This window comes from Methylobacterium sp. CCH7-A2, from assembly GCF_001557075.1.
Lineage (GTDB): Bacteria > Pseudomonadota > Alphaproteobacteria > Rhizobiales > Beijerinckiaceae > Allobosea > Allobosea massiliensis.
On sequence record NZ_LSKN01000231.1, the window covers coordinates 21477 to 33293 of the forward strand.

10 protein-coding genes are annotated in these 11817 nt (G+C 68.8%); 5 read left to right on the forward strand and 5 right to left on the reverse strand.

Translation table 11 applies throughout. The annotated features are described in order from the left end of the window. Positions 1-3: 3 nt before the first annotated feature. Both AX750_RS17185 and AX750_RS17190 read right to left on the reverse strand, forming a co-directional pair. On the reverse strand, positions 4-2616 hold the full coding sequence (locus AX750_RS17185) for a DUF3772 domain-containing protein (RefSeq protein WP_066719973.1): 2613 nt from the start codon (positions 2614-2616) through the stop codon (positions 4-6). Between the two features lie 239 nt (positions 2617-2855). Further along, entirely contained in the window at positions 2856-3992 is a 1137-nt protein-coding gene (locus tag AX750_RS17190) for an ROK family protein (RefSeq protein ID WP_066719975.1), read from the reverse strand. A gap of 227 nt (positions 3993-4219) precedes the next feature. Between AX750_RS17190 and AX750_RS17195 the strand changes: the two genes are divergently transcribed. Together AX750_RS17195 and AX750_RS17200 are read left to right on the forward strand one after the other, a co-directional pair. Further along, positions 4220-4696, forward strand: a complete 477-nt coding sequence (locus AX750_RS17195; RefSeq protein ID WP_066719978.1) for a DUF2938 domain-containing protein — start codon at positions 4220-4222, stop codon at positions 4694-4696. 30 nt (positions 4697-4726) lie between these two features. Further along, positions 4727-5962 (forward strand): amidohydrolase family protein, encoded by a 1236-nt coding sequence (locus AX750_RS17200; RefSeq protein ID WP_066719981.1) that lies wholly within the window; start codon positions 4727-4729, stop codon positions 5960-5962. Between the two features lie 92 nt (positions 5963-6054). On the opposite strand, the gene AX750_RS17205 is transcribed toward AX750_RS17200, so the two are convergent. The 3 genes from AX750_RS17205 to gloB are packed head-to-tail and all read right to left on the reverse strand — an operon-like array spanning position 6055 to position 8067. After that, entirely contained in the window at positions 6055-6831 is a 777-nt protein-coding gene (locus AX750_RS17205; protein WP_066719984.1) for a GNAT family N-acetyltransferase, read from the reverse strand. Between the two features lie 5 nt (positions 6832-6836). Continuing rightward, positions 6837-7292 (reverse strand): cupin domain-containing protein, encoded by a 456-nt coding sequence (locus tag AX750_RS17210; protein ID WP_066719987.1) that lies wholly within the window; start codon positions 7290-7292, stop codon positions 6837-6839. Between the two features lie 10 nt (positions 7293-7302). Then, positions 7303-8067, reverse strand: coding sequence for a hydroxyacylglutathione hydrolase (gene gloB / locus AX750_RS17215; protein WP_066719991.1), 765 nt, complete (start codon positions 8065-8067; stop codon positions 7303-7305). A gap of 125 nt (positions 8068-8192) precedes the next feature. On the opposite strand from gloB, the gene AX750_RS17220 reads away from it, so the two are divergent. From AX750_RS17220 to AX750_RS26605, 3 genes are all read left to right on the forward strand, one after another. After that, positions 8193-8960 carry a class I SAM-dependent methyltransferase gene (locus AX750_RS17220; protein WP_066719994.1) on the forward strand — a complete coding sequence of 256 codons (768 nt, stop codon included), beginning with the start codon at positions 8193-8195 and terminating at the stop codon, positions 8958-8960. 106 nt (positions 8961-9066) lie between these two features. After that, positions 9067-10020, forward strand: coding sequence for an acetyl-CoA carboxylase carboxyltransferase subunit alpha (locus AX750_RS17225; RefSeq protein ID WP_066720012.1), 954 nt, complete (start codon positions 9067-9069; stop codon positions 10018-10020). A 170-nt stretch (positions 10021-10190) separates the two neighbouring features. Next, the gene (locus AX750_RS26605) at positions 10191-11615 is read left to right on the forward strand and encodes a murein L,D-transpeptidase family protein (RefSeq protein ID WP_245282425.1); all 1425 of its coding nucleotides are present in this window, start codon (positions 10191-10193) and stop codon (positions 11613-11615) included. The last annotated feature ends 202 nt before the right edge of the window (positions 11616-11817 follow it).

An 11817-nucleotide genomic window follows, 5' to 3' on the forward strand; every position in this document is an offset into this window, starting at 1 on the left:
GCATCATTCCTTGCTGTCGTCCTTGGCGGGTTCGGGAGGCGCGGGCGGCGGTGGCGCGGGGGCGGCCTCGCTCTCCTCCTCCTCGAGCGGCGGCCCTGGGCGGCGGCGCGAACGCGCGGGCGCCGGCTTCGCCTCCGGGGGCAGGCGCGGCGGCGATGCCGCTTCGCGCGTCACCGCGGCGGCGATGCTGCCGAGCGACTGCTCGACGCCCTCCAGCCCCTTCACGAGCAGCTCCGGCGTGCCGGCAGCCGGCTCCATCTCGGTGAGGCGCTTGTGGATGGCGAAGTTGAGATCGCTGGTCACGCGCCCGACGATGTCGACATCCGCCACCACGCAGACGAGATCGAAATCCATCGTCGCCGTGCCGATCTTCTTGAACAGGATCGCCGGAGGCGGCTTCTGCATGACATCGCCATGAGCATTGGCGACCTCGTTCAGCATCGCCCGGACCTCGCCGGCATCGAGGCTGCGCGGCACCGACAGCGAGATCAGGATGCGCCCGGTGCGGTCGTTACGGACGCGGTTGCGCACCACGCCGGAGACGAGGTTGGAGTTCGGCACGATCACCGATGAGCGGTCGAAGGTGGCGATCTCGGTCGAGCGGACATTGATCTTCTTGACGATACCCTCGGCATCCCCGACCACGACCTGGTCGCCGACGCGGATCGGCCGCTCCCAGAGCAGGATCAGCCCCGAGACGAAGTTCGACACCACGGATTGCAGGCCGAAGCCGATGCCGACCGAGAGCGCGCTCGCCACCAGCGTCAGGCGTTCGAAGCTGAGCCCGAGCGCCGAGACCGCCAGCGCCACCGCCGCGAGATAGCCGACATAGCCGGCTGCCGTGGTGATCGAGTTCCGCAGACCCGTATCGAGCTGCGTCGTCGGCAGGAACTTGACCTCGAGCCAGCCCTGCAGCGAGCGGGTCGCGGTCAGGCCGGCGGCGAAGAGCAGGCCGGAGAAGATGATCGACGACAGCGAGATCGTCACCCCGCCGACCTGGAAGCCGAAGAAGGCCGCCCGCAGCGAGGTGAAGAAATCCGTCGATTCCAGCCCCCAGGGTGCCAGAATCAGCAGGAAGGCGATCACCACCAGCATCAGCTTCAGCACGCCGGCGGTGATCACCGCGATCTTCTCGAGCGTGTGGGCACGGATGCCGAGGCCGGCCTTCAGCGTCAGGGCGAGGCGACCCTTGCCGGTCATGGCGTGGGGGATGCCTTGGTCGACGAGCTGGTAGGTCAGCAGGACACTGCAGGCGACCATGGCGATCCAGATCACCTGCTCCATCAGGAACGAGGCGAAGATCACATAGCCGCCGAGGACGGCGAGGGAGAGCGTCAGGCCGATGATCCAGCCCAGGATGCGGATCGGCCCGAGGCTCGCCCCCTCGACGGCGACGTAGGGGCCGAGACAGGCCTCCTCCTCGATCTCTTCATTGTCACGCAGCCGGTAGAGCCCGACGACGAGCGTCACCGCAAAAACGACGACGAGGATGCTCCGCAGGATGATCGAGACCGCGAGGCCCGCCGCGATCGCAGTCAGCCAGGCCTCGAGCACCTTGCTCACCGCCAGCACGGCTGCCAGCGAGGTTCCGAGCCAGACGACGGTGAACGCGGTCCGGTCCATCACGCTGACGAGGCGGCGATGGGGCTGGCTGGGCGCGAACAGCGCATCCAGCAGGGCCTGGATGAAGGCGACGACGGCGAGGCCGGCGACGATGGCCGCAACGACAGGCTGGATGCGCGGCGGCAGCAGCCCCGCCGTATTCAGGGCGGCGTAGATCAGCCAGCTCGCCAGGGCCGGCGGCGCAGCGCCCGCAACGACATGGGCGAGTGCGATATAGAGGCAATGCAGGCTGTCGCCGGACTGCGCATTGCTGAAGCGCGCCTTGAAGCGCGGCAGATAACGCCGGCGCAGATAGTAGAGCAGCAGCGCTCCACCGAAAGCGAGGAGGATGAGCCCGCCTCGGACACTGGACATCGCATCGCTGAAACCCGAGAGCCAGCCGCCGAAGATGTAGCCCGAGGCCCGTAAATCCTCCGGCACAGTCGACAGCGCATTGCCCCACATGTCCGGGCTGAGCACACTCGGCCCGGCGGCGAACAACGCCTGCGTGAAGAGCGCGCGACGACGATCGCCGATCGCAGTCTGCAGCTGCTCGGCCTGGAGAAAGGCGGCGCGCGCGATCTTCATCGTCTCGTCGGCATCGGCGAAGGCCTTGGTCCGCGCTTCGCGCTCGCGCAGAACCTCGGCGCTCTCGGGCGGCGCGGACGCATCGGGCTTCGGCCCCAGCTGGTCGAGGCGGATCTTGGCTTGCTCGACGCGCGGGGCCTGCTCATCGATGAGCTGGCGCAGCTGGTCGAGCGAAGGCTGCAACCGCATGCGCTGGCGCTGCAGCTCGGCCTCGCTGGCTGTCGGCGCGGCCAGCGTCGCTTCGATCTGGGTCAGCTCATAGCGGATCGCATCCAGCCGCGCCCGTGGCGAGGACGGATCGGCCGCGGGCTGCTGGGCGAAAGCCTGGAAGGCGCCGAACAGCGCCAGCAGCATGGCCAACAGCAGGAGGATGCCGCGCCCCGGCGCCGGCTGAGGAACGGGAATGGGCCCGTTGCGCGCTGCCATCACGGTCGGGCCTCGCTCGGAAGGATGATTCGCTGCTGGCTTGACCGTCGCCACAGCTGCGTCCGCAAGGCAAGCGCGGGCAAGGCTGACCCCGACGGGCAAAGGCGGTGAGAAGCGTTCGAACGGCAAGCGGCAGTCATCCGGTAGGGGGAAGGTGCCGCCGGGCGGCGACGCTTCCTTCCATGCCAAACCGGACATCATCATGGCAGGACTGGATCAATGGCAGGCCTGGGCCCGCATCAGTCCTTGCGGGAGTTCTTCCCCGTGCCGCCCTTGCCTTCGTCCTTCTTGCCGCCGCGCTGGGGCTTCGCGCGGTTGCGGTAGGTCGCATTGCCGAGCCCGGTGCCGATCGTCAGCACGGCCCAGTGCTCGACGTCCTGCATGGCCGGCATCTCGCTGAGGCCCTGGATCACGGCGTCGTTGTGCATCGTCACCAGCGTCTCGTGCTCGCCGATGGTCGGCATCATCTCCCGCACGCACTCAACGAGATTGAACCGGCTGCTCTCCCAATTGCCCGGCAGGTTCTGGGCCCCGCGGTCGATCGTCCCGTCCGGCTCGATCATTCCCGGGCAGCCGATGCCGATGAAGGGCGCGACCCGCAAGCCGTCCTTCTTGGCCTGCTTGACTTGGTCTTTCAGCATCTCGCCCAGCCGCACGATCGCCTTGTCCCGGCTGACCTCCTCATCGGCATGGCGCCACAGCTCGGAGGAGGACACCCGCGCCCTGCTGAGGTCGGGCGCCTTGCCCTGACGCAGCTCGACGATGCCCGCGCGGATGTTGGAGCCTCCGATATCGACCGCCACCAGGCTGTCGAAGGCCTCGAAGATCCATTTCGGCGCGAGATGGGCGCTGCCGACCAGCCCGGCCTCGTCGGGATGGTGGCTGACCGGCACGAGATCGATGCTGTGCCCGTCGGTGCTGAGGATGATGCCGGCGCGCCCGATCGCCAGCTCGCCCACCCGGCTCTCGCGGAAGCCGCCCCCGACCACGATGCGCTCGACCGTGGCCCAGCTCTTCAGCCGCACGAAGCGGCGGATCACGAAGGCGAGCGACTGCGCGAAGCGCTCGATCGCACTGAGAACGAGGGCCGCCTCACGCGGGTCGCCGTCCTTCAGCAGGGCGTCCAGATCGCTCTTGCTGATCTCGGCCGACTTGCCCTCGAGCGGATCACCATTCTGCTCGCGCAAGTGCCGGCGCAACGCGTCGAGATGCGCGACGAACGCGCCCCGGCTCGCCTTGTCGCCGACGAAGCCATCCCCGTCGCGGATCTCGACATTGTAGCCGGTGATGGTAACGGAAGGCAGTTCGAGCGAACCATGCGGTCCCTGCGGCCGCGCTTCCGTCCTCCGGCTCGTCCCTGCCGTGGCTGTCCCCATGTCGGTCCCCCCGATTTGCTTCGGGAGGGCAACCCGAGACGAGACGCCCGGTTCCGCGGATGCAGGGCGGCGTGGCGCGCATGGCCTGCCTGCACCGGCCGCGGCGCCCGGCGCCGCTTGCGCGGTTGACCCGACGGCCGGTTCTCCGCTCCATGGCTGCCGTCGCAGAACGACGCCACGAACCGGCGCGAGCGGGGCGGCCTCGGGCCCGCAGGGGGGATGATCGGATGGATTCTTTGGTCAGGACGGTGCTTGTCGGCATCGGAGCCACTGCGCTGCTGGACGTCTGGGCGCTCCTGCTCAACCGCCTCTTCGGGCTACCCCTGCCGAACTGGGCGCTCGTCGGCCGCTGGTTCGCGCATCTGCCACGCGGACGCGTTCTGCATGAGGACATCGCGCGCTCGGAGCCGGTCCGCAACGAGCTGGCCATCGGCTGGATTGCGCATTACGCCGTCGGCGTCCTCTTCGCGGGCATCGTCGTCTTCATCTGGGGCGCCGGCTGGCTCCGCAACCCGGCCTTCCTGCCGGCGCTGATCGTCGGCCTCGCCACAGTCGGCTGCGGCTGGTTCATCCTCCAGCCTGGCATGGGCGCTGGCATCGCCGCTTCGAAACGCGCGAATGCCAACACGGTACGGGCCCTGAATATCGTCGGCCACACCGTCTTTGCCGTCGGCCTCTGGGGCACCGCCCTCCTGATCCGCTGAGTTCCACCTCCTCCTGTCGAGACCACCATCATGGCCAGCACGCTCTTCACCAATGCCCGCATCGTCGACGGCACCGCGCCGGAGGCCGGCGCCCCCGTCAGCGTCCTCGTCGAGGGCGGCACGATCCGCGAGGTCGGCAAGGCCGTGTCCTCGGCCAAGGCCAAGGTCGTCGATCTCAAGGGCAAGACCCTGATGCCGGGCCTGATCGACGCCCATGTCCATGTCGTCGCCGGCGTCGCCGATCTCGGCCGCAACGCGCAGCTGCCGGATTCGCTGGTGACGGCCCGCTCCTTCGTGATCATGCGCGAGATGCTGATGCGCGGCTTCACCACGGTGCGCGATGTCGGCGGCGCCGATTTCGGCCTCAAGCAGGCGACCGAGGAGGGCCATTTCCCGACGCCGCGCCTCGTCATCTCCGGCAAGGCGCTGAGCCAGACCGGCGGCCATGCCGATTTCCGCGGCCGCTACGATGACACGGCGACGCCGCTGACCCGCCACCGCCTCGGCGCGCTCGGCCGCATCTGCGACGGGCTCGACCAGGTCCGCCGCGCCGCCCGCGAGGAAATGAAGGGCGGCGCCGACTTCATCAAGATCATGGCCAATGGCGGCTGCGCCTCGCCGACGGACCCGATCCACTTCCTCGGCTTCTCGGTCAGCGAGCTGGAAGCGATCGTCGAGGAGGCGCGGATGGCGGGCACCTATGTCTCCGCCCATGTCTACACCGACGAGGCGATCCGCCGCTGCGTCGAGGCCGGTGTCCACTCGCTCGAGCATTGCAACCTGATCGAGGCCGAGACGGCCAAGCTCGCCGCCTCGAAGGGCGCCGTCGCGGTGCCGACCCTCGTCACCTATGACAAGCTCGTCTCCGACGGCCCCAAGCTCGGCTTCCCGCCGGATTCCGTCGCCAAGGTCGATGTCGTCCGCTCGGCCGGCATGAACTCGCTCGCGATCATGAAGAAGGCCGGCCTCGCCATGGCCTATGGTTCGGACCTGCTGGGCGACATGCACAAATACCAGTCCGAGGAATTCGTCATCCGCGGCCGGGCCCTGCCGGCCCATGAGGTCATTGCCTCGGCAACCCATGTCGCGGCGAAGCTGCTGAAGCTCGAGGGCAAGATCGGCACGATCGCGCCCGGCGCTCATGCCGACCTGATCGTCGTCGACGGCGACCCGCTGAAGGATCTCTCGCTGCTGACCCGCCAGGGCAGGCATATGCCGCTGATCATGAAGGGCGGCGCCTTCATGAAGCGCGCCAGCCTGGGCTGAGGGCAACCGCGTCATGCTTGGGCGAAGACCCGAGCATCTCCCGCCAGAGATTCTCGGGTCTGCGCTTCGCTTCGCCCGAGAATGACGCCCATTCATCCCGCCAGCTCGAGCACCCGCGTCTCGTAGGCGTAGAGGTGCTGGAACCCCATCGACCGATAGAGCCCATTAGCGACGGCGTTGGTCTGGTCGACCTGGAGATAGGCCTGCTGGCAGTCCATGGCCCGAGCCCAGCCCATGAGACCGGCGATCAGCCGCCGTCCCAGGCCCTGGCCGCGATGGGCGGGATCGACCACGACGCTGCCGATCTCGGCCATGCCGCGCTCGGCCACACTCATGCCATAGGCCACCGGCTCGCCCGCGATCAGCCAGGTCGCGAAGGCCGCCGGCAGCCGCACGCCCTCGACGATTGCCGCCAGCTTGCCGGCATCCGCCTTGATGCCGGTCTGACGCGCCGCCACGCCGGCGATCCAGTCGGCGCTCGGCCGCGCCTCGATTTGCAGGTCCGGCTCGATTTCGGCCGTGACGTCGTCGAGCGAACGGATCAGCCCGAAGGAGGCGTCGCGCACGACATAGCCGCGCTCCTTCACCATCGCCAGCGTCGCCGCGCCGACCAGCGGCGTCAGACGGATGCAGGGCGGCAGCCCGTCGGACCGGAACAGTTCCTCGATCAACGCGAGCGTGTTCTCGCTGAGTTCGGCACCGGGTTTCAGCGGCGAGGCTGAGTTCGCCCGGCCGGAATAGCCGCCCGCGAAGCGCACCACCCAGTCGTCGATCAGCAGCGTCGCCGGCGAGGGCCAGGCGTTGACGATGCGCCGTTCGCAAGCGAGCACGAGATCCGTATCCGCGCCCCGCGCCATGTCCGTCGCCATCGTCCTCACCTCTGTCCCGCCTTCCGCGGGGTCGGCCGCCAGCCGGGCGGCGCCATCTCGAAACCCGCGAAGGAAAAGCCCGGCGCCACCGTGCAACCGACCAGCGTCCAGGCGCCGAGCGAGGTCGCGCTCTGCCAGCAGCCGGCCGGTACCACGAACTGCGGCCGCTGCCCGGCCGCGAGGTCGCTGCCGAGATGATGGGCCGAGGCATCGTGCCCGTTGGGCGAGACGCTGATCACCAGCGGCGCCCCGGCATAGTGGTGCCAGATCTCGGCCGCGTCGCAGCGGTGCCATTCCGAGGTCTCGCCGATATCGAGCAGATAGTAGATCGCGGTGCCGGTGCTGCGGCCGTCGATCTCCTTGGGGTCCCGAAAGGTCTCGCGGTAATGTCCGCCCTCGGGATGCGGCTTCAGCTCGAGCAGCCGGATCACCTCGGCTGCCGTCAGGCCGTTCAGCGTCATCGCTTGCTCCCTAGAACCGGTTCTTGGCTTCACGCAGCGCGGCGAAAACCTCGCCCGCCGGCGCGCCGACGAGCCCGACGGCGGCGGCGAGTGCCCCCTCCCCGGCGCGGAAGAAGGGGTTGGTCGCAGCCTCCTGCGCGACTGTCGTCAATGCCCAGAAGCGACCCTCCGCCTTCGACGCCTCGGCCTCCGCGAGGCGCGCCGTCAACGCGGCATTGGCCGGCTCCATTGCGACGGCGAAGCGCGCGTTGGAGAGCGTGTAGTCATGGCCGCCGAGCAGGCGGGTATCGCCCGGGAGCGCCATCAGCCGCGACAGCGAGGTCCACATCGCCGCCATCTGGCCGGGCTGGACGCGCCCGCAGCCCATCACGAAGACGACGTCGCCGACGAAGGCGAGCTTCTCGCCGCGCGAGACGAAGCTCAGATGCCCGTCCGAATGGCCGGGCGTGTGCCAGATCTCGAAGCTCGCCCCGCCGAAGGAGACGGTGTCACCCTCGGCCAGAATGCGGTCGAGCGGCGCCTGGCCGGCGGCATCGGCGGGCCCGCAGACCTTCGCCTCGGTCGCCTGCTTCACGGCCGCGACACCCTGGGTGTGATCGGCATGGGCGTGGGTGACGAAGATCTCGCTGATCGTCCAGCCCTGCGCCTTCGCCTCGGCCATGACCTGGCCGGCATCGGGCACGTCGATGGCGGCACAAGCGCCGCTGGCGGGATCGTGGATTAGCGCGCCCGCATTGTCGGAGAGCGTGCGGAAGACGTGGAGATCGAGCGCCATCGGGGCCTCCGGAAAAGCGTTTCCCGTCGCGCATAGCCAATGCCGCCCGCCGACGCCAGCCCGCCGGCGCGCGCGCGGGCTGCGGCCCTTGCGGAGCCGGCGGCGGCATCACATCTCCCCCGGGCATGCCGCTCGACGTCGCCGATCTGCGCAGTTTCTACGCCAGCCCGCTCGGCCATGTCGCGCGGCGCTTCATCGGCACGGCCATGCTGCGCTTCTGGCCCGACTGCGCCCGCCAGCGCGTGCTCGGTCTCGGCTACGCCACCCCCTATCTCTCCGTTCTCGGCATGGATGCGGAGCGGGTGATCGCCTTCATGCCGGCCGCGCAGGGCGTGGTGAACTGGCCGCATCAGGGCCTCTCCGCCTCCGCGCTGGTCGAGCCCACGCTGCTGCCTCTGCCCACCGCCTCGATCGACCGCGTCGTCCTCGTCCATGCGCTGGAGGAGACCGAAAGCCCCGACGATCTGATCGAGGAGGTCGGCCGCGTGCTCTCCCCTGGCGGGCGCATGATTCTCGTCGTGCCGAACCGCCGCGGCCTCTGGGCCCGGATGGACGGCACGCCTTTCGGCCAGGGCCGTCCGTTCAGCCGCAGCCAGCTCGAGGCGCTGATGCGCTCGGCCGAGTTCTCGCCCGAGGGCTGGCGCGAGGCGCTCTACGTCCCGCCGCTGCGCCAGCGCCTGCTGATGCGCTCGGCTGCCGCCTGGGAGCGCATGGGCGCCGGCCTCTCGCTGCCTTTCGCCGGCGTCCACGTCATCGACGCGACCAAGCAGGTCTATCGCCGCGTGCCGCTGCGGGCGACGCGGCGCAGCTTCGCCTTCCGGCCGATCCTGCTCCCGCAACCGACCCCCGCACCCCGGATCGGGAGGGATCCCGACAGTCCCCCGCCGGGTTGACAAAGAACCCGCCGCGCGACCAAGGTCCGCCGCTTTTCGCGAGCCCGGTTCCGCATGACGCTCGATGCGCAGGGACCTCCCGGCGCGGAACCTGAACTGGACCACGATGCGAAGCTATCTCGATTTCGAAAAACCGGTCGCCGAATTGGAGGCGAAGGCCGACGAATTGCGGGCCCTCCAGGCCAAGGGCGAGGGCTATGCGCTGGCCGACGAGATCGGCCGGCTCGACGCCAAGGCCGCCCAGGCGCTGAAGGAACTCTACACCGCCCTGACGCCGTGGCAGAAGACGCTGGTGGCCCGCCATCCGCAGCGCCCGCATTTCAAAGACTACTGCGCCGCACTGATCGAAGAATTCACGCCGCTCGCCGGCGACCGCGCCTTTGGCGAGGATGAGGCCATCGTCGGCGGCTTCGGCCGTTTCCGCGGCGAGCCGGTCTGCGTCATCGGCCAGGAAAAGGGTGATTCGACCGAGACGCGCATCCGGCACAATTTCGGCATGGCCAAACCCGAGGGCTATCGCAAGGCGGTCCGGCTGGTCGAGATGGCGGACCGTTTCGGCCTGCCTGTGCTGAGCTTCGTCGACACCGCCGGCGCCTATCCGGGCATCGAGGCGGAGGAGCGCGGCCAGGCCGAGGCAATCGCCCGCTCGACCGAGACCTGGCTCGGCCTGCGCACGCCGAGCATTGCGCTCGTCATCGGCGAGGGTGGATCGGGCGGCGCCATCGCCATCGCCGCCGCCAGCCGCGTGATGATGCTGGAGCATGCGATTTATTCGGTGATCTCGCCGGAAGGCGCCGCCTCGATCCTCTGGCGCGACACCGCTCGTGCCCAGGACGCCGCGACAGGCATGAAGATCACCGCGCAGGACCTCCTGAAGTTCGGCATCATCGATCGGATCGTCAGCGAGCCGACCGGCGGCGCCCATCGCGACCGCGAGGCCGTGATCGCACGGGCCGGCGAGGCGTTGGCGTCCGCGCTGAGCGAGATGGCGGGGCTTTCTCCGGATGAACTGGTCGATCGGCGCGCCGAAAAGTTCCTGGCCATCGGCCGATCGCTCTGATCCCGACCGGCTTTCGACGCTTAACTCCGTCTTGACCATGGCCATCCGGCGCGCGGTCATGGTAAGAAAGCTTCAAGGCTAACGCTTCTACAACGCAGGGACGGGCACAATTTGGCCGTCTTGCGAAGTCAGAGGTCGTGCCTTGGCCGGCCCTTCGAGGATATGACGACGTGGCATTGAAGCAATTCGCGCTCGTGGCTTTCGTTGCACTGTCCCTGGCGGCCTGCGAGGAGGATCGGTATCGCGGTTCCGCCCGCCACAACATCCCGATCCCGGCCGCGACCTACGCGCTGATGTCCGAAAAGGGCATGAGCAAGGATCAGCCGATCCTGATCCGCTCCTACAAGAAGGAGTCGGAGCTCGAGATCTGGAAGCGCAAGGCCAACGGCCAGTACGCCCTGCTGAAGACCTATCCGATGTGCCGCTGGTCCGGGCAACTCGGCCCGAAGGTCCGCGAGGGCGATCGCATGGCCCCGGAAGGGTTCTACGCCATCTCCCCGGCGCAGATGAACCCGAACTCGTCCTATTATGTCTCCTTCAACATGGGCTACCCGAACGCCTTCGACCGGGCCCATGGTCGCACCGGCTCGCATCTGATGGTGCATGGCGCCTGCTCCTCGGCCGGCTGCTATTCGATGACCGACGACCAGATGGGCGAGATCTACGCGCTCGTCCGCGAGGCCCATAACGGCGGCCAGCGGGCGGTGCAGATGCAGGCGCTGCCCTTCCGGATGACGCCGGAGAACCTCGCCAAGCATCGCCTCGATCCCAACATCGCCTTCTGGAAGAATCTGAAGGAAGGCACGGACTATTTCGACGTCACCGGCGACGAGCCGCAGGTCGCCGTGAATGGCGGCCGTTACGTCTTCAACGGCAATGGCGATGCGAGTGTTGTCCAGGCCGTGCAGCGCAAGCGCCAGCAGGACGAGACGCAGGTCGCGGCCCTGGTTGCCAAGGGCACGCCGGCGATCAAGCTGATCTATGACGACGGCGACCAGCACGGTTCCTTCAAGCGCACCCTCGTCGCGAATGGCTCCGACAGCCTGAACCGCACCGCCTCCTGGGGCTCGCGCGATGTCGGCGTCAGCCGGCCGGACGCGCTGACGAGCGGCCCCCGCGTCGTCGTGCTCGACGACAAGGGCAGGGCGAAGACCACGATCCGGGCTGAGTCGGCCGATAACGAGGTCGTTCTGGCCGCCGTCGCCGCTGCCGCGACCGAGCCCGCCGCCAAGCCGGAAGCCTCTCGCTCCGAGCCGGCCCGCGCCGAGGCGCCTCGCGCCGCCCCGGCGGCGACCGCCACGACCCAGCTCGCCCGCGTCCAGCCGGGCACCGGCACGCAGGAGCCCGTTGCCACCGGTTCCTTCGGCACCGCCTCGGCGGAGAGCGAACCCTTCTACCGCCGGGCCCTGAGCTTCGTGCCGGTGATCGGCACGCGGCCCGCCGAGCAGAATGCCTCCGCCCCCGTCGCCTCCGTCGTTCCGACTTCCCCGACCGAGGTCGTCGCGCCCCTGCCGCCGCGCCGCGCGGACCGGTTGCGGACAAGCCGGGTCGACGAACCGGCCGCCGCCTTCGCGAGCCAGCCGGCCACCCGCTGAGCGGCGCCGCCAGCGTGGCCTGAAAGACACACAGGCCGATGCTCGTCGGCTTCGTCGATTTTGAAGGCATGAAAGCCCCGCTTTGCGGGGCTTCTGCTTATTTGGCGGGCAGCATGACGAAAAGCTCGTCTTGCCCAAAATGGCGAGCTAGAGCGGAACCCGATCTGATTGAATCGGGAGGGATTCCCAAATCAGGGGTGAA